We start from the raw sequence: 18,786 nt of genomic DNA, 5'->3' as shown, positions 1-18,786 counted from the left end.
AATATTAAAGGTTTGTAAATTTAACCGTTACACTATTTACATTAATAGAGAAAGCTTTAATAATAGTGTGGGGTTTACATTAGTGTTGAAATACTTTCTAGGGGTTGAAAAGCTTGGAATTAGATATTCAAAAGATGATATTTGAGTTTGTCGGTGGATTAGGTATCTTCCTTCTCGGAATTAAAACGATGGGAGATGGTCTACAAAAGTCAGCTGGAGATCGTCTTAGAGATATTTTGGATAGATTCACCACAAATCCATTAATGGGTGTACTAGCAGGAATGTTAGTAACGATGCTTATTCAAAGTAGTTCTGCAACGACGGTGTTAACAGTAGGATTAGTTAGCGCTGGATTTATGAATCTACGTCAAGCGATAGGCGTAATTATGGGTGCGAATATTGGGACAACCTTTACAGCGTTTATAATTGGTCTAGATATTGGTGAATATGCGTTGCCAATCCTAGCGATTGGGGTATTATGCTTAGTCTTCTTTAAAAATAACCGTATGCAAAACATTGGGTCTATTATATTTGGTTTTGGGGCATTGTTTTATGGATTAGAGTTAATGGGCGGTGGTATGAAACCGTTAAGTAACTTACAAAGCTTTCATGACTTGACAGTTAGTATGAGTGAGATTCCAGTATTAGGTGTTCTTGTGGGAACTGTGCTTACAGTAATTGTGCAAAGCTCAAGTGCGACAATTGGAATATTGCAAGGCCTATTTTCTGAGGGGTTAATTAACTTAGATGCAGCTCTTCCAGTTTTATTTGGAGATAATATTGGTACAACGATAACTGCCGTATTAGCTTCACTTGGGGCTACAGTTGCAGCTAAACGAGCAGCGCTAGTTCACGTAACGTTTAATTTAATTGGAGCTACCATCTTTTTAATATTACTTCATCCTTTTACTTTATTGGTTGAAATGTTCCAAGCGAATCTTGGACTGAATCCAGAGCTGACAATTGCGTTCGCTCATGGAACATTTAATATTACTAACACGTTGATTCAACTGCCATTTGTGGCTGTTCTGGCCTATATTGTGACGAAGCTTATTCCGGGTGAAGATACAGTGATTGAGCAAAAAGCCAAACATTTAGATGCTGTTTTTATTCAGCAATCGCCATCAATTGCTCTTGGACAAGCAAAAGAAGAGGTACTTCGAATGGGTCAATTTGCTGTTGAAGGATTAAATGAGACACGATCATTTTTAATAGATGGTTCTCCTAAACATGGTGAAAAAGCTTATCAAATCGAAAGTGCGATAAACAATCTGGATAGACAAATTACAGATTATCTTATTCAGCTTTCTAGAAGTTCTTTATCTAATAGCGAATCGGCTGAACATACGGTTCTAATGGATACGATTAGAGATATTGAAAGAATGGGTGACCATTTCGAAAATATCGTTGAATTAATGGATTATAAGAAAGCCAATAAGGTAAGTATTACGGAATCCGCTATGAAAGATTTAGATGATATGTTCCAATTAACGATCTCTACGGTTTCTGAAGCATTAGAAGCGCTAGATCATAATGATAAAGAAGCAGCACAACATGTTGTACAAAAAGAAGATCAAATAGATAAAATGGAGCGTAAATTACGTAAACAACATATCATTCGCTTAAGTGAAGGAGTATGTTCTGGACAAGCAGGGATTGTATATGTGGATATCTTAAGTAATCTAGAACGAATCGGTGATCATGCAGTTAATATTGCAGAGGCTGTATTAGGCGAAGATTGAGTATTATAAAGAGGTAAGGGTTGGTTCCTTACCTCTTTTTTTAAAATCTTTCGATGGAAAAGATAACATTTTAATGTTTTAATTATGGCGAGACTATGAGAAGTTTTTGTTATGAATAGGAGGGAACGGTTATGGATATTTTAGCTTGGGCACTCATTATCATCTTATTTGTTATAGCTTTTATCGGATTGATTTATCCAATTATCCCGAGTGTACTTTTTATTGCCGCTGGCTTTATTGTTTATGGATTATTCTATTCCTTTGAACCTTTTGGTGTACTGTTTTGGTCCATTCAAATTTTATTTGTAATATTACTATTTGGTGCCGACTATATCTCTAATATGGTTGGTGTGAAAAAATATGGTGGGACAAAAGCTGGAATATGGGGAAGCACTATTGGAATACTAGTAGGTCCTTTTGTTATCCCGGTGGCAGGTATATTACTTGGACCAATAGTCGGGGCAATTATCGCAGAATTAATTGTACATCGTCGCCCATTTAAGGAAGCGGTCTTAGTTGGATTTGGGTCACTTGTAGGATTCATAAGTAGCATCATTACTAAAGGAATTGTTCAAGTAGTGATGATTATCTATTTCTTATTTGTTGTTCTATAAAAAAATTAATTTTTATGTTTGATTCTATGGCAAAGTGGTATAGAAAATATAAGAAGACATTTTAATGATGTCTGCATATGATTATATTTTTTAGTAGGAGGAATGTTTACATGGCTTATGAACTACCGAAATTACCGTATGCTTATGATGCTTTAGAACCACATATCGACAAGGAAACAATGAATATCCATCATACGAAACACCATAATACTTATGTAACTAACTTGAACAATGCAATTGAAGGAAAAAGTGCATACGCATCGAAAAGTGTAGAAGAATTAATTACCCATATAAATGATATTCCTGAAGATATCCGTACAGCTGTCAGGAATAATGGCGGTGGACATGCCAACCATTCTTTATTCTGGGAAGTTCTTTCACCAAATGGAGGGGGTACACCAACAGGCGATTTAGGAGATGCGATAGCTAGTAAATTTGGTAGCTTTGACGACTTCAAGGATGAATTTGCTAAAGCAGCTACTGGTCGCTTCGGATCGGGTTGGGCATGGTTAGTTGTTGATAATGGAGAATTAGCCATAACGAGCACACCTAATCAAGACTCGCCATTAATGGAAGGCAAAACACCCCTTCTTGGGCTAGATGTTTGGGAACATGCTTATTATTTAAACTATCAAAACAAACGTCCTGAATATATAAAAGCGTTTTGGAATGTTGTCAATTGGGACGAAGTAGGCAGAAGATATCAAGAAGCGAAGTAAAAGCCAAAATAAATCTATAATCTTAAAAAAAGCGCTATTCATTGGAATAGTGCTTTTTTACATTGCTGTCTAATAAATGTCACTCTTTCCTAATGTATGGGCTTCGATTGTCTAACCATAATTGTTTTTTGTAAGAAGACCAAGTGACATGAAATATTTTTTCAATGAGGATCTTCCTTTTCTTGCATAACTCCATCGTTTTTGAAGGAGACTATTTGTAGAATCGAAGGGGAGTTTTTTTATGAGTAAATTGCAGAGAGTGATTGGAAATATTGAGCCGACCAGAGACCTTGTTTTATTGCTGCTAATTGGAGGATTATATTCCTTAAGTATTGCGTTATCCAATACTTTTGTGAATATTTTTTTGTGGAAGCAATCTGGTGAATACGTGGATTTAGGCTTATATAACCTCGCTGCTGTTGTTCTGCAACCTATTGCATTTATTATTGCGGGCAAATGGGCGAAAAAAGTAGATCGTGTCATTGTTCTAAGGTTAGGGGTTATATTTCTTGCCTTCTTTTATATTTCTGTGCTTCTTGTAGGGGATAAAGCGTCGTCATATCTCCTTTTATTAGGTTCTTTATTAGGTATAGGTTCTGGTTTTTATTGGCTTGCGTTTAATGTATTAACATTTGAAATAACCGATCCAGAAAATCGAGACTTTTTTAATGGTTTTCTCGGGTTACTTTCATCATTTGGTGGTATGATTGGTCCTATTTCTGCCGGTTTAATTATTTCAAAAATGAAGGCTTATACTGGTTATTCAGTCATATTTGGAATTTCATTAGCATTATTCGCGATTGCCGTATTTTTAAGCTTTTCTATTAAAAGGCGTCCAGCAAATGGAAAATATTTTTTTAAGCGGATTATAGAAGAACGAAAGTATAATAAGAATTGGAAGAGGATTACAAATGCTCATTTTTTCCAAGGGTTTCGTGAAGGTACATATGCGTTTGTCGTTTCTGTCTTTGTGTTTATAGCTACGGGGAGCGAATTAGCACTTGGTACATTCGGATTATTAAATTCAGGTATCGCATTAGTTTGTTATTATATTGCTTCAAGATGGATTAAGAAAGAGCATAGGAAAAGAGCAGTGTTAGCTGGAGGTGTGTTATTATTTCTGTCAATTTTCCTGTTAGTATTTCATATAACCTACGTTAATCTTTTGCTCTATGCGGCATTAATTGCAATCGCTTATCCTTTATTACTCGTTCCTTATTCTTCAATGACTTATGATGTAATAGGCACAGCCTGGAAAGCGGCAGAAATGAGAATTGAATATATTGTTGTAAGGGAATTATTCTTGAACATCGGTAGAATATTATCTTTGTTGTTCTTTATAGTGGGTGTAATCTATTTTGATGATCATGTGATCTTGCCGATATTGCTAGTAATATTAGGGATTGGGCATAGTATGATCTATTTCTTTATAAAGAATATCGAATGATGTGAAAAAAATATTCAAAATAACTATCATTTCCTTATAGTTATGAATAGAATTATTTTTGGTTTTCTTTTAAAATAAGTATATGTAATTAAGAGGGAAGTGTGGTTTTAGCAATTGAATAAAAAGAAAAAGAAGAATCGTGTGTCCTTTCGGTTAAACATGCTATTCTTAATTGTCTTTGTGTTGTTCTCTGTACTTATTTTTAGATTAGGGTTTGTTCAGATTGTCTACGGTGATGACTATAAGCGAGAAATAGAACGAACAGAAGAAATCACTGTAAATAACCCTGTACCTAGGGGAAAGATGTTTGATAGTACAGGAAAGATTATTGTCGATAATATCCCGCAGAATGCCATTACATATACAAATAATGGAGCTAGTCAAGAGGAAATGCTTGATACTGCTGAGAAATTAGCGGAACTAATTGAAAAAGATACAGAAAAAGTCACGGAACGAGATGAAAAAGATTATTGGATTATGATTAATCCTGATCGCGCGGATGAAAAGGTAACAGAGAAAGAAAAGGAAAATATTCGCGAGGACGAAGAAGCCGATTACGATAAAGATGTCTATCAATTAACATTAGATCGTATTACGGAAGAAGAATTGGATGAACTGACAGAAGACGACTTGGAAGTGCTTGCGATTTATCGAGAGTTCTCTAGTGGGTATGCCTTTACACCACAAGTTGTTAAAAATGATGAAGTAACTGCAAAGGAATTCGCCCTAGTAAGCGAAAATTTAGATTATCTTCCAGGGGTTGATACAACAACTGATTGGGACCGTTACTATGCTTTTGATAATACATTGAAATCTGTCCTTGGTTCTGTTTCTTCTTCTGAAGAAGGTATTCCGAAAGAAATGCTTGATTACTATTTAGCAAGAGATTATTCAAGAAATGACCGTGTAGGTAAAAGTTATCTTGAATATCAATACGAAGAAGTCCTCCATGGTCAAAAAGCCAAAGTGAAAAATGTCACTGATAAAGGTGGTACGATTCTAGAAACGGTTACAATTTCAGAAGGGCAGCGGGGGAAAGATTTAGTATTAAGTGTCGATATGGATTTACAATTAGCAACAGAAAAAATCATTGAAGAAGAGTTGCGTGCGGCTAAACAAACTGGAGGAACCAGTCTTTTAGATAGAGCCTATGTCGTGTTAATGGATCCGTATAGCGGCGAAATTTTAACAATGGCTGGTAGAAGGCTTGTGAAAGATGAGGAAACAGGCCGAACAAGAATGACGGATGATGCGTTAGGGAATATTACGACCACTTATAACGCCGGTTCCGTAGTCAAAGGGGCTACTATTCTTACGGGCTATAAGGAAGGTGTGATTCAACCTGGTACAGTAATTAATGACCAGCCATTAAAAATTGCTGGTACACCTGTAAAAAAATCATGGAAAACGTTCGGACCAATTAGTGATTTGTACGCATTAAGGGTTTCATCCAATGTGTATATGTTTGAAACAGCCATTCGAATTGGAGGCGGCACATATCGCTATAATAAATCATTGCCGTTAGATCCTAAAGGGTTTGATACAATCAGAGAATCGTTTGCTCAGTTTGGTTTAGGCGTTAGAACAGGGATTGATCTACCAAATGAACAAACAGGATTTAAAGGAATGAGTCAACTCCCTGGATTTATGTTGGACTTAGTGATTGGACAGTATGATACGTACTCTAATATGCAGCTCGTGCAATATGTGTCCACGATTGCTAACGGCGGGAATAGAATGGAGCCTCATGTAGTAAAAGAAATTAGGGAGCCTTTATTAGAAAATGAAGAATTAGGCCCTATTGTAGAAGAAATATCGCCGAAAGTTCTTAATAAACTTGATATGGATGCTTCTTGGATTGAACGTGTAAAAGAGGGATTCCGTCAAGTTGCACAAGAACAACAAGGTACGGCACTATCCTTCTTTGGTGATAAAGAGTATGACCCTGCAGGTAAAACAGGAACAGCAGAGGCTTTCTATGATGGACCACTACGTAGTAATTATGATGAGCCACCTGAAGTAATGAATATCAGCTATGTTGGTTATGCACCTTCTGATAATCCAGAAGTGGCAATTGCTGTCATGGTCCCTTGGGCCTATGAAGGTGGAAGTGGCCATAAAGCAAACATGATTATTGCCGAACGCGTCATGGATGAATACTTTGAATTAAAAGAAGAACGTGCGAAAGAAGAAAGTAAGAAACCAGAAGATTTAACGAAGCAAGAAGTAATTGATGTTAACAAAGAAGAGGATGAATAAGCTTGTTTGTTTTGAAAAACACAAGCATAACAGATACTAATCAACAATCAAACTCGGATTCACCCTATTTTAAAGGGGGAATCCGAGTTATTTTTATGCTTTTCTTTTAGTTTTAGTTTATAACATCAGAAGTGAAAGAGGCAAAGAACGCTGACAATCCTACACAACTACCTCTATATTATCGTTCTTTTACTAAGGAGTGCCTCGACAATCCCCATGTTCATTACTTTGCTTTTACAGCATTGTTTGTTTGCAAGGTAATGCTCACTCCAAAAATGAGATATGATTTTCCCTAAATTTCACTTTACATTTCTTCACATTGGTTTACAGAATATTTACACGACATTTATTTCCTATTAACGTTTAGGTCTTATGATGGGTTTGTAGGACAAAACAACTGATTTTCTAGGGGGAATATTTCTAATGAAGAAACGATTCAAGTATGTGGCATCAACATTAATGATTGGTTCTGTTCTTGCTTTTACAACGGCATGTGGAGCAAATGGCGGTGCGAACAGTTCAAGTAATGGAGAGCAAACAACTAGTGAAGAAAATCAACAGTTACAAGGAGAAATCAAAATTGATGGCTCCTCTACAGTTTATCCTATTATGGAAGCTGTTGTTGAAGAATTCAGTATGGATCAGCCAGGCGTACAAGTGTCAGTCGCTTCTTCTGGAACAGGTGGAGGATTTAAACAGTTTATTGCAGGAACAACGGATATCAGTAACGCTTCGAGAGAAATTAAAGATGAAGAGAAAACCCAAATTGAAGAAGCAGGAATTGAGTATTCAGAATTAAAGCTAGCCAACGATGGATTATCAATCGTTGTAAATAAAGAGAATGATTGGGTCGATTCACTTACTATCGAAGAATTGAAAGAGTTATGGATCAATACGGGAGAAACAAAAAAATGGTCAGATATTAGACCAGAATGGCCAGATGAGGAAGTCAAATTTTATTCTCCAGGAACAGACTCTGGAACGTATGATTACTTTAATGAAATCATTCTGGAGGATGAGCCAATTGTAGAACAAGCGACACTGTCAGAAGATGACAACATCCTTGTTCAAGGTGTAGCAGGGGACGAAAATGCCATTGGATTCTTTGGATTTGCTTATTATGTTGAGAATCAAGATAAGCTAAAAGTTGTTCCAATCGATGGTGGGAATGGTCCGGTAGAGCCGACTCATGACACGGTTGAATCAGGGGAGTATGCACCATTATCACGTCCTTTATATATCTACGTGAAAAATGATTCCCTAAAGAATGAAGAAACATATGAATTCGTTAAGTTCACATTAGAAAATGCGGGGGCACTTTCAGAAGATGTCGGTTATGTGAAATTAAAAGATGAAGAATATGAAACAGGGTTATCAACAATTGAAGATTTAAAATAAGTGTTTGAATGATGAAGAGAGATCATCATCGTAATGAAGGGGGGATCAACTATGAATATACAACAAGAAGAAAAAGCGTTTTCTGTGCAAGAACTTATACAACAAAAAAAATCTAAAAGTAAAAATAAACTGAAGTCAGAAAAGATTGTTCCAGTTATCTTATTATTAACCGCGATTGTGTCAGTATTAACGACGATTGGGATCGTTGTAACATTATTTGTGGAAACGACGACTTTTTTCAGTCACGTAAGTATCAAAGAATTTTTTACCGCACAAAAGTGGTATCCATTTTCTGAAACACAAGGCTCATATGGAATCCTACCGCTTATTTCAGGAACGTTAAAAGTTGCTCTTATAGCTGCAGTTGTGGCAGTCCCGATTGGTCTCGCTGTAGCTATTTTCTTGAGTGAGTATGCGAGTGACCGAACAAGGAGAGTTATTAAACCTATTTTAGAAGTATTAGCAGGCGTACCTACTATCGTTTATGGGTTTTTTGCTCTCACTTTTGTGACACCAGTGCTTAGAGAAATGATTCCATCTCTGCAAATATTCAATGCGCTTAGCCCAGGGATTGTTATCGGGATTATGATTACACCGATGATTGCCTCATTATCAGAAGATGCCATGTCGTCTGTACCTAAAGTGATGAAAGAAGGGGCTTATGCATTAGGGGCAACAAAACTTGAAGTGGCCATTAAAATTGTTATACCTGCCGCTGTTTCAGGTATTGTTGCTTCTATTGTATTAGCAATTTCAAGAGCAATAGGTGAAACAATGATTGTCGCTGTTGCAGGAGGCTCCACGCCTAACTTAAGCTTTGACGTGACAAGTAGTATTCAAACAATGACGGCTTATATTGTCCAAGTCAGTCAGGGAGATGCTGGATATGGTACGACCATCTATTATAGTATCTACGCAGTTGGATTTACATTGTTTATTTTCACATTGTTCATGAATATGCTCGCCCAATTCATCTCCAAGCGCTTTAGGGAGGAATACTAGTATGAAATTAATTAATCATGATCAAGTACTAAAGAAAATGTCACCACGAAAATGGAAAAATTCCGTTTTTAAAGGTTTGTTCATGTTGGCGACTGCGTTTGCATTAGTGGTTCTTGCGATATTATTGTATCGCATTATCACTCAAGGAATTGGTTATTTAGACTGGCAGTTCTTGCAATCTTTACCTTCACGTGATCCAGAACAAGCGGGTATTAAAACAGCTTTAATAGGGACCATTTGGTTAATGGGTGTTGTTGCCCCTGTGACGCTTATACTTGGTGTAGGAACAGCCATTTACTTAGAGGAGTATGCGAGTAAAAATAAGTTTACCTCACTGATTCAGATTAATATATCTAACTTAGCAGGTGTCCCGTCGATTGTTTTTGGATTATTAGGATTAACGGTTTTTGTGAGAGCATTAACTTTAGGAACAAGTGTATTGGCCGCAGGCTTAACGATGAGTTTACTCGTATTACCAATCATAATCGTCGCGTCTCAAGAGGCGATTCGAAGTGTACCGATGGAATTAAGAGAAGCATCATTTGGAATGGGAGCTAATAAATGGCAAACAATTGTAAGGGTGGTTATGCCGGCTGCATTACCTGGCATATTAACAGGAGCAATTTTAGCTCTCTCTAGAGCAATCGGGGAAACGGCACCATTAGTAGTGCTTGGTTTACCACTTTTCTTAGCGTTTTTACCTCAATCTGTTTTCGATATGTTTACTGTCTTACCAATGCAAATCTATAACTGGACGAGTAGACCGCAAGAAGAGTTTCATGCCGTTGCAGCGGGGGGCATTATTGTATTACTAGTAATGTTAATTGTGATGAATTCTATTGCTGTGTTGATCAGAAATAAATTCCAAAAAAGGTATTAAACGAGGAGTGGAGAATATGAGTACATTGGTTGCACCCAAAAAAGAAGCCGCCGATTCACTTGACAACTATAAAAATCTTAATGACAACAATAAAGTTTATCAAACAAAAGAATTAAATTTATGGTATGGAAGTAATCATGCATTAAAACAAATCAATTTAGATATTTATGAAAATGAAGTAACTGCGATTATCGGTCCATCAGGATGTGGTAAATCGACTTATATTAAAGCGTTGAACCGAATGATTGAAATGGTACCATCAGTAAAAACATCAGGAGAAATTCAATATCGTGGACGTAATATTTTTGATAAACGTTATGGTGTTGAAGAATTAAGAACAAAAGTGGGTATGGTGTTCCAAAAGCCGAATCCTTTTCCTAAATCTATCTATGAAAATGTTGTTTATGGTCCGAGAATTCATGGTATAAGAGATAAGAAAGTCCTGAATCAAATTGTTGAAAAAAGTTTAAAAGGGGCAGCGCTTTGGGATGAGGTAAAAGATAGATTGCAGGATAACGCTTATGGTTTATCAGGTGGTCAACAGCAAAGACTATGTATTGCAAGATGTTTGGCGATAGAACCAGATGTTATTCTCATGGATGAACCTACCTCAGCATTAGATCCGATTTCAACACTAAAGGTAGAAGAGCTTGTACAGGTATTAAAAAAAGAATATAGTATCATTATAGTGACTCATAATATGCAACAAGCAGCTAGGATATCTGACCGAACGGCCTTTTTCTTAAACGGTGAAGTAGTAGAATTTGCAGAAACAGATAAAATTTTTTCTAATCCAACTGATAAGAGAACGGAAGATTATATTACCGGCAGGTTCGGCTAATTAAGTAAAGGAGACTGATTATATTGCCAGTAAGAGAGAAGTTTGATGAAGAATTAGCAGTATTAAGAGGAAAATTATTAGACTTAGGTCATTTTGCTGAAAATGCCCTTTCTTTATCGATTCAGGCACTTGAGAATCATGATATAGAACTAGCTTTAGAGATCATGGAAAATGACACAAAAGCAAACATATTGTACGAAGAAATTAATGATTATGCCATTTTATTAATAGCGAAACAACAGCCAGTAGCTATTGACTTGCGAAGAATTATTGTCGCAATAAAGATAGCAACGGATATTGAGAGAATAGCTGATTTTGCTGTGAATATTGCTAAATCAACGATTAGAATTGGGAAAGAAGACCATGTGAAACCAATTGTTCATATTAAACAAATGCATGCGATTTGCTTAACAATGTTAAACGATTCATTAACTGCTTTCAATGAAGAAGATCTTAAAAAAGCAAAAGCCGTTGCTGACATGGATGATGAAGTGGATGATTTATATGGGCAAACGATTGTTGATTTACTGAGAATAAGTGGGGAACAATCTGAGCGAATTCCGCAAATTACTCAATTATCTTTTGTTTGTAGATATTTAGAACGTGCAGCAGATCATGTCACAAACATTTCTGAGCATATCTTCTATTTAGTGAAAGGTAAGCAATTTGATTTGAATGATTGATAAAAGTAACGAACCTCTTTCATCATAGAGGTTCGTTCTTTTATTTATATGAAATGAATGTGAGTCTTATTTATTTGATTAAAAAAATTAGTTACTGATCCAACCACCGTCAACGACCAATTCTATTCCATTAACAAATTTAGATTCGTCTGAAGCAAGGTATAAGTATGCATTTGCAATATCCAATGACTCTCCAGCATAAGGAGGTAATGGAGCTAAACCTTTATAATTCTCTCCCATTTCTTCTTGTGTTTTAATTCCAGCTTTCTCAACCATACCTGTAAAGATTGCACCAGGATGCACGGAATTCACTCGGATGTTATCTTTTCCAAACCACTGAGCACCATGTTTAGTAAGTGCTCTAACTGCGCCTTTTGATGCACTGTACGCTGCACCTTGTGCATCAGCGACACCACCCACAATTGCTGCAATGGAAGATGTATTAATAATTGACCCTTTGCCATTCTGTTGCATATAAGGTATAACGGATTTCATTCCAAGCCATACACCCGTTGTATTAATGGCCATCACTTTATTCCAATCATCTAATTCTGCTTCTAAAATTCCTTTTGCCATATGAATTCCTGCATTATTGACTAAAATGTCAATTTTACCGTATTTTTCTATTGTCGTTTGAACGACATTTAACCATGATTCTTGGCTTGAAACATCTAATTTTAAGGCAATGGCTTCTCCACCATTATCAATAATCTCTGCAACTTTCACTTTTAAAGCATCTTCAACTATATCAGTTGCTACAACCTGAGCACCTTCTTTTGCGAAAATTTGTGCACCTGCCAAGCCCATTCCGCTAGCAGCACCAGTGATAATAGCCACTTTTCCAGTTAATCTACCCATATAAAAGACCCCTTTAAATAATTATAGAATATAGCTTTTAAACATTGTTGTAATCGATTACAATACCACTATAATTATTTTTGTTTTCTTTAACAACCAACAAAAAAGTATTTATTTGTTGGGGTTACACGGAGAGGTGGCTAAGTTAATGAGTAAAAATCTAATGACTGAACAAAGAATTAAAGATGCTCTGGTTACATTATTACTACTAAAACCATTTCATAAAATTACAATAACTGACTTAACAACTACTGCAAATATTAATCGCAGCACATATTATTACCATTACTATAGGAAAGAAGAAGTTCTAAAAGAAGTGATGGACGAAGCAATTAGGGACCTAATCTACAAGATGGAAAATAGTACTGCAAATCAACGAGATTATGAAATTGACCAAAGTGTTTTACCTTCTACAAAAGAATTATTTAACCATATATTTAAATATAGACATTATTATAAGTCACTATTACAAAGTGATGTTTCTTATACATTTGAAAATAAGTTTATAAAAGCACTTAAGCAATATGTTCATAATATTCAAATAGACTTTGGAGGAAATGATAAGTTTGTGATAGATCACCAATTATATACAAATTACCAGGCATATACAGTTTTAGGGCTTATTAAGCATTGGATTGATACAGAGTTTGAAGAATCGCCCATTTATTTATCTGAACAACTAACATCTTTATTGCATGTAAAGGTAAATTCTGTATCATTTACTAGCAAAGTGAAATAAAGAAGTAGGAACTTTTTGTGATAAGCATACTCTTTTATTTATTAGATCAAGCGGGGGAATTAAGTGTCAATTTCTAAGTGGACTGATGTAAACAAAGTTCGGTAATCGTAACTATATTCTTCGGTAATTTAATAATAAAAAGGCTGTAATTAACTCTATTTTAAGAGTGTAATTGCAGCCAAGTAAGATCCATTGAGATAGAGATTCGTTTTTTATGATTTGCTAAATAAATCAGCAAGCTCTTTATAAGACTGTTGATTATTCACTTGATATGTACCAACACGTAGCTTCTGACTATAATTGAATTCTTTTAAAAAGCTAGTAAAGTCCTCACTATATTCGATGATGCCTGCCTCTTCAAGTTGCTGCGCAATCTCTTGTGGAAGCATACCGCTTTCGATTTTAATTTCTGTTGTAATGGTAGTTTCTTCTTTAGGTACTTCTTCCTGTTGTTTATCAAGTTCTAATTTTTCTTCAATGAGTTTATCGATCTCATCATCCGTCAAAACATGAAAACCTTGTTCTTTTACATAAGCTTGAGCCGCTGTCTCATCAATCATTTGCTTGTTCTCGTCATTCATAAGCATATAACCAATGAGAAGAATTAGGGTTGTACAAAAAACACCAGCTGAAAAGCCTCTTAAAACATATTTTTTCATACTTTTTCACCTTTAAGTTGACTAGCTGTGATAATGGCCAATACTTCATCTTCTAATAAAGAAGATTGCTTAGCGATTTGCTCTGTGGAAAGTCCCTGCTTATGAAGTAAAAGTACTTGATTTTTTATAATATCATGAACTTCCTTCTTCTTAGGTCTAGATAACCCAGTGTCATTCGGAAGTTTGATTTCGTCTATCAGTAATTCTTCTTCTAACAGCTTTAATTTTTTCTTTATTTGATACGTTTCTTTTACATGTTGAATAGATAGTTGGTCAATCTCATCCTTTAAGGAACGGTAAGGATCTTTAAGAAAAAAGGATAAAATAAATAGCAGAAAAGCGATAACTAATAAAACAGCAAATATATATATAATCATTCTCACCTCAAAGCTTTATTATCAAAGTTATTCTACCATAAATATCGACAAGTCGTGCTAACTTTGAAGAATCTCCTATAGAATTTGTCGAGTAAGATATCATAGTTTCTGTCGAATGAATGAAGAAATAAGTCGGTGAAGAAAAAATGCTTATCATAATAACAAGTGTAGCGATAGATAGCATAAACCGACAAAATCTGTTTATTGTGGGCTTGGCCATTCAGTGCTAACATTAATGTATAGAATAATCTGACAAGGGGAATGGTTCGAAAAATGGAAAGTAAACAGAATCACATAATACATTCGTCAGGATTATTACCTTTAAAAACAGAAATTATCAACAAAGATATCTATATTAGTTGGAAGGTTAGGCAAGAAAAATATGACATCCTCTCGCTCTACTACAACAAAGATATAAGAAGTTGCCTGCAAGTAATTCAGCTTCATTCATACAGTAAAAATCATTCCGATCTATATGAGTTTTTTATTCCACCATACCAATCGATGAGGGTCATTAGAAACGCCATTAAAACAGAATATCATTCTTACCGCATCACCCTGTGTTTGAAACTAATGGATGATAATTATCTCCCTTTACTTACTACTGAGATAGGTAGTGGAGTGGGAACTGTCAAATTATCATCAGAAATAAGTGCTGACTGGATCCATCAAGTGTGTGGGTATAGTTATTATGAAGTGAAGCAATGACGGAGAGTATTCTACTGTTAAGTTGGGAATACCCACCGTATATTGTTGGTGGCCTTGGTCGCCATGTAAGTGAATTAGCGAGATCACTCGCACAAGAAAAGGTGTCCGTTCATGTGCTAACAGTGAAAAGGCATGAAGTTGACGAAGAATTTGAAGTGCAAAATAATGTAGTCATTCATCGTGTGGCACCGCTTATGCAAACTGGATCATTTCTTCATTGGGTTGCTTCGGTGAATTTAGCAATGGAAGAGAAAGCAAGAGCTTTGATTGAGCAAAATGGTATAGAGATGATTCATGCCCATGATTGGATAGTTGCAGCGAGTAGCATCATTTTAAAGAAGCGAATGGATATACCGCTTATCGCTACCATTCATTCGACTGAGGCAGGTAGACATAATGGAATTCATACAGAGAGTCAAAGCTTTATCGATAGACAAGAAAAATTATTAATGGCATATGCCGATCATCTTGTAGTTTGTAGTCATTTTATGAGAAATGAGTTACTACATAAATACCAACAGCCATCTTCGACCATTTCCATCATTCCAAATGGCGTAAGTAAGCCGATGAAAAAAGATAGGAACCTACAGTTTCATTTTGCCCAACATAGACCATACCTCTTTTCGCTGGGGAGGATGGTAGAAGAGAAGGGGTTCGATATTCTTATCGCTCTTGCTGAAAAATTAAAGAGAAAAAATACAAACTTAAAAATCATTGTCGCTGGGGAAGGTCCGTTATTATCGTATTACAGACAAAAAGTTCGTGCTAAACAAATCGATGAATGGATTCAATTTATTGGTTATGTTGACGAATATGAGCGTGATAACTGGATGGAATATGCTAGCTTAGCTATTTTCCCTAGTTTGTACGAACCATTTGGAATAGTTGCTTTAGAAGCGATGGCAGCTGGACTCCCAGTAGTTTTAGCTAAAACTGGCGGGTTCAGTGAAATAATCATTGAAAATGAGTCGGGGCTTTTTTTCGATCCTCGAGATGTAGTAAATCTTGAAAGTAAAATAGATTCTCTACTATTAAAACCTAACTTTAGAAGCCAAATCGTCAGTGCAGCTCAAAAAAGAATCAAGACAGAATTTAGCTGGCAATCGGTAGCGAAACAAACGTTAAAGGTGTATAGAATTCACGGACGAGTCAATAAATTCCAAAGAAAAGGTGATTAAAGTGAAAATAATTGAGCAAACGCCTTACACAACTGAATATTGGAATCAGTCGAATCAGGAAAACTTATTGCATCAAACGTTAGGTATCGCCGTTGGTAAAAGTGTTTATTGGATTGAAATGAATGATATGGCGGAAGGAAGAGAACATCAAGTAGAAGGTTTATCGATACGTACAGAAAAGGTGAGAATTGATCATCATATTTCTATGTTAAATTTCAACATTTACAATGAACTATCTACGAGTAAAGAGATAAAAGTACTTATGGCGCATAGTAATCCAAGAGAGTGTGACTACCAGATTTCTTTTATATCTCCGATTGAACACTTGATATATCACATGATTGATCGCCAATTATTCTTAGTGAATGGTCATTTGAACGGGGTGAAAATGAAGGAAAACACAGTTATGCAACAATCACAAGTGGATAATAACAAAATATGGTCATATGGCAAAGGTGGAAAACAAACATTATCATACAATCCAATAGGAAAAGGAAAGGTAGTTAGTTTATGTGGGGATACTGTTAAAATAACAGGGAAATCTGCTATTGACGGACAAGCTTGGTCAATTACAGATGATTGTCAAAAACAGCTTTTACAAGTAAATCAAACACTTTTAAAAAAACATACTAGCATTTCAAACTAAAAAGTGATATTATATAAAAGTCGTATGAAACGAACTAGTGCTTAGTAGTTTGGAGGGAAATGACATGCGTGTAAATATTACGTTAGCTTGCACAGAATGCGGAGATCGTAACTATATTTCTAAAAAAAATAAAAGAAACAATCCAGATCGTCTTGAGCTAAAAAAATACTGCCCAAGAGAAAAGCGTTCTACAACACACCGTGAGACAAAATAAGCAGTAGGTAGATTCCTGCTGCTTTTTTTGTCTCTTTTTTTATGGTTTCATCACGGGGGTGATACCGGGTAAGGTTCAAGAGGTGAAATTACGAGTGATGGTTGTTACTTCATATGTCTAGATTGAAACTAATATTTTTATAAGATAAGTGTGTTTTTTATAAATAGAGGTATAGGAGAGTTAAATGGTGGATAAAAAACAACTGAGAAAGATGATTATGCAACAATTAACAGAAATGCCTAGTGAACAATATACATCACTATCAGAAAAATTAGCATCGCAATTATTCCTCACATCTCATTGGCAACAATCCAAAGTAGTTGCCCTTACAATATCACGCTTTCCAGAAGTCGATACTTTTCCAATTATTAATAAGGCTTGGTCAGAGGGAAAACAAGTGGCTATTCCAAAATGCTTACCTAAAACGAGGGAAATGAATTTCAGGATTTTTTCAAGTTATGACAATCTTGAAGTCGTCTATTCTGGATTACAAGAACCAGTAGTAGACAAAACTAAGAGTGTTCAGCCTTCTGAAATTGATTTATTAATAGTTCCAGGCGTTGCTTATACATTAAAGGGTGATCGTATTGGTTTTGGAGGCGGTTATTATGATCGTTATTTAGTGGATTATAACGGCTTTACACTTTCATTAGCTTTCCCCCAGCAAGTGGTTAATAAAATACCATTAGACCAACATGATCTACCTGTTCAAAAGATTATTACAATAACGGAGTGAAAGAATTGATATTTATTTTTCTTGTACTCATTGCCGCCTTTTTAGGCTACCTTCTTCAACTTCTTACAAAGTCAGGCGCCATAGCAGCAATTGTTGTGGGTGTATTGATTAACTTAGGTTTTGGGTGGAGGGGACTGCTGCTGCTTGGCTTCTTTTTCACTAGTTCAAGCTTATTGTCTAAATACAAGAAAAAGCAGAAGCAACAAATCGAAGCACGCCATGAAAAAGGGTCTACTAGAGATTGGCAGCAAGTGGTTGCTAATGGTGGGTTACCTGCATTATTTAGTGTGCTTTTTATTATTTTTCCATCTCCCATTTTTTTTATAGCTTTTACAATAACCATTGCGAGTGCGAATTCAGATACTTGGGCCTCAGAGATAGGTTCATTAAGTAAAAGAAGACCTTTGTCAATTCAGCATTTTAAGCAGGTAGAACCTGGTACTTCAGGAGCGATGAGTTTCCTCGGAACCTTTGCTGCAATAATGGGTTCCTTCTCTATTGCTATTATTGCTATGTTGTCCTATTCATTATCTTTTTCCACCATGTTTATTATATTTGTCTTTGGTTTCCTCGGAAATATCTTGGATACCTTATTAGGTGCCTTCATACAGGTAACTTATCGTTGTCCGTCTTGTGATATGGTGGTCGAATCGAAATGGCATTGTAATCGTAAAACGGTACATATAAGCGGTAACACAATAGTTAATAATGACCTTGTTAACCTTTCATCTTGTGCTCTTGCGAGTTTATTAGGTGTTTTGTTCTTTGTGACTGTAGCAGGTGGATAATTGCAGAGAATGATTCGCATAATAGTGATAGACAGGAGGGAATGAAATGGGAAAAATAATGACTTTGATACTGTTTGTATTGTCAGGTGTTTTCATTTATCAGTATCGTTATCGCCTAGTTGGTCTTTTAGCGAGACAAAATTTTATCATTGCTACCGTATTAAATTGCCCTTTTTTAAGAGAGAAAGCAATGAAGCTAGTTTTTCCTCAACCACAATATAATGATGAACGTTTATAACAATGTACTTTTTGGCCCTGTTTATATAAGGGCTTTTTATTTTGTTAAAAAGAAACATTG

21 protein-coding genes are annotated in these 18,786 nt (G+C 35.7%); 18 read left to right on the top strand and 3 right to left on the bottom strand.

The genetic code is table 11. The annotated features are described in order from the left end of the window. The first annotated feature begins 113 nt into the window (after nt 1-113). The 10 genes from MKX67_RS15760 to phoU all read left to right on the top strand — a co-directional run bounded on the left by MKX67_RS15760 (nt 114) and on the right by phoU (nt 11,585). Nucleotides 114-1,742 carry a Na/Pi cotransporter family protein gene (locus MKX67_RS15760; RefSeq protein ID WP_180316948.1) on the top strand — a complete coding sequence of 543 codons (1,629 nt, stop codon included), beginning with the start codon at nt 114-116 and terminating at the stop codon, nt 1,740-1,742. 131 nt (nt 1,743-1,873) lie between these two features. Beyond that, on the top strand, nt 1,874-2,356 hold the full coding sequence (locus MKX67_RS15755) for a DUF456 family protein (RefSeq protein WP_095372554.1): 483 nt from the start codon (nt 1,874-1,876) through the stop codon (nt 2,354-2,356). 110 nt (nt 2,357-2,466) lie between these two features. Next, nucleotides 2,467-3,075: a superoxide dismutase gene (locus tag MKX67_RS15750; protein WP_095372555.1), complete on the top strand. Its 609-nt coding sequence runs from the start codon at nt 2,467-2,469 to the stop codon at nt 3,073-3,075. Between the two features lie 241 nt (nt 3,076-3,316). Then, entirely contained in the window at nt 3,317-4,522 is a 1,206-nt protein-coding gene (locus MKX67_RS15745; RefSeq protein ID WP_095372556.1) for an MFS transporter, read from the top strand. A gap of 159 nt (nt 4,523-4,681) precedes the next feature. Further along, the gene (locus MKX67_RS15740) at nt 4,682-6,781 is read left to right on the top strand and encodes a penicillin-binding protein 2 (protein WP_322909686.1); all 2,100 of its coding nucleotides are present in this window, start codon (nt 4,682-4,684) and stop codon (nt 6,779-6,781) included. A 423-nt stretch (nt 6,782-7,204) separates the two neighbouring features. Continuing rightward, nucleotides 7,205-8,179, top strand: a complete 975-nt coding sequence (locus MKX67_RS15735) for a PstS family phosphate ABC transporter substrate-binding protein (protein ID WP_095372557.1) — start codon at nt 7,205-7,207, stop codon at nt 8,177-8,179. A 51-nt stretch (nt 8,180-8,230) separates the two neighbouring features. Continuing rightward, on the top strand, nt 8,231-9,181 hold the full coding sequence (gene pstC / locus MKX67_RS15730; RefSeq protein ID WP_095372558.1) for a phosphate ABC transporter permease subunit PstC: 951 nt from the start codon (nt 8,231-8,233) through the stop codon (nt 9,179-9,181). 1 nt (nt 9,182) lies between these two features. After that, complete coding sequence (pstA, locus tag MKX67_RS15725) at nt 9,183-10,061, top strand: phosphate ABC transporter permease PstA (protein ID WP_224935967.1); 879 nt, start codon at nt 9,183-9,185, stop codon at nt 10,059-10,061. Between the two features lie 16 nt (nt 10,062-10,077). Continuing rightward, entirely contained in the window at nt 10,078-10,902 is an 825-nt protein-coding gene (pstB, locus tag MKX67_RS15720; RefSeq protein WP_095372560.1) for a phosphate ABC transporter ATP-binding protein PstB, read from the top strand. Between the two features lie 23 nt (nt 10,903-10,925). Continuing rightward, nucleotides 10,926-11,585, top strand: coding sequence for a phosphate signaling complex protein PhoU (phoU, locus tag MKX67_RS15715; protein ID WP_180316949.1), 660 nt, complete (start codon nt 10,926-10,928; stop codon nt 11,583-11,585). An 87-nt stretch (nt 11,586-11,672) separates the two neighbouring features. Here phoU and MKX67_RS15710 read toward each other — a convergent pair whose 3' ends face one another. After that, entirely contained in the window at nt 11,673-12,443 is a 771-nt protein-coding gene (locus MKX67_RS15710) for a glucose 1-dehydrogenase (RefSeq protein WP_307312890.1), read from the bottom strand. A gap of 148 nt (nt 12,444-12,591) precedes the next feature. On the opposite strand from MKX67_RS15710, the gene MKX67_RS15705 reads away from it, so the two are divergent. Continuing rightward, complete coding sequence (locus tag MKX67_RS15705) at nt 12,592-13,182, top strand: TetR/AcrR family transcriptional regulator (protein WP_095372563.1); 591 nt, start codon at nt 12,592-12,594, stop codon at nt 13,180-13,182. Nucleotides 13,183-13,394: 212 nt separating this feature from the next. Here the strand turns inward: MKX67_RS15705 and MKX67_RS15700 are convergent, their stop codons facing one another. Further along, the gene (locus tag MKX67_RS15700) at nt 13,395-13,841 is read right to left on the bottom strand and encodes an endolytic transglycosylase MltG (protein WP_095372564.1); all 447 of its coding nucleotides are present in this window, start codon (nt 13,839-13,841) and stop codon (nt 13,395-13,397) included. Beyond that, entirely contained in the window at nt 13,838-14,218 is a 381-nt protein-coding gene (locus MKX67_RS15695; RefSeq protein ID WP_095372565.1) for a hypothetical protein, read from the bottom strand. The genes MKX67_RS15700 and MKX67_RS15695 overlap by 4 nt, the downstream gene beginning before the upstream one ends. A gap of 273 nt (nt 14,219-14,491) precedes the next feature. On the opposite strand from MKX67_RS15695, the gene MKX67_RS15690 reads away from it, so the two are divergent. The 7 genes from MKX67_RS15690 (at nt 14,492) to MKX67_RS15660 (ending at nt 18,726) form a co-directional block, all read left to right on the top strand. Then, a complete protein-coding gene (locus MKX67_RS15690) occupies nt 14,492-14,926 on the top strand; it encodes a hypothetical protein (protein ID WP_095372566.1) in 435 nt (144 codons plus the stop codon). After that, on the top strand, nt 14,923-16,104 hold the full coding sequence (locus tag MKX67_RS15685; protein ID WP_095372567.1) for a glycosyltransferase family 4 protein: 1,182 nt from the start codon (nt 14,923-14,925) through the stop codon (nt 16,102-16,104). The genes MKX67_RS15690 and MKX67_RS15685 overlap by 4 nt, the downstream gene beginning before the upstream one ends. Nucleotide 16,105: 1 nt before the next feature. Next, nucleotides 16,106-16,750 (top strand): hypothetical protein, encoded by a 645-nt coding sequence (locus MKX67_RS15680; RefSeq protein WP_095372568.1) that lies wholly within the window; start codon nt 16,106-16,108, stop codon nt 16,748-16,750. 64 nt (nt 16,751-16,814) lie between these two features. Then, a complete protein-coding gene (rpmG, locus tag MKX67_RS15675; RefSeq protein WP_057771568.1) occupies nt 16,815-16,964 on the top strand; it encodes a 50S ribosomal protein L33 in 150 nt (49 codons plus the stop codon). 184 nt (nt 16,965-17,148) lie between these two features. Then, nucleotides 17,149-17,700, top strand: a complete 552-nt coding sequence (locus MKX67_RS15670; RefSeq protein WP_095372569.1) for a 5-formyltetrahydrofolate cyclo-ligase — start codon at nt 17,149-17,151, stop codon at nt 17,698-17,700. A 5-nt stretch (nt 17,701-17,705) separates the two neighbouring features. Then, a complete protein-coding gene (locus MKX67_RS15665) occupies nt 17,706-18,488 on the top strand; it encodes a DUF92 domain-containing protein (protein ID WP_233435221.1) in 783 nt (260 codons plus the stop codon). A 46-nt stretch (nt 18,489-18,534) separates the two neighbouring features. Then, nucleotides 18,535-18,726: a hypothetical protein gene (locus MKX67_RS15660; protein WP_095372571.1), complete on the top strand. Its 192-nt coding sequence runs from the start codon at nt 18,535-18,537 to the stop codon at nt 18,724-18,726. The last annotated feature ends 60 nt before the right edge of the window (nt 18,727-18,786 follow it).

It is taken from the genome of Cytobacillus sp. FSL W7-1323, assembly GCF_038595015.1.
Classification (GTDB): Bacteria; Bacillota; Bacilli; order Bacillales; family Cytobacillaceae; genus Cytobacillus; species Cytobacillus kochii.
The sequence above is the reverse complement of the archived record's forward strand: the minus strand, read 5'-3'. Positions and strand labels throughout refer to the sequence as shown.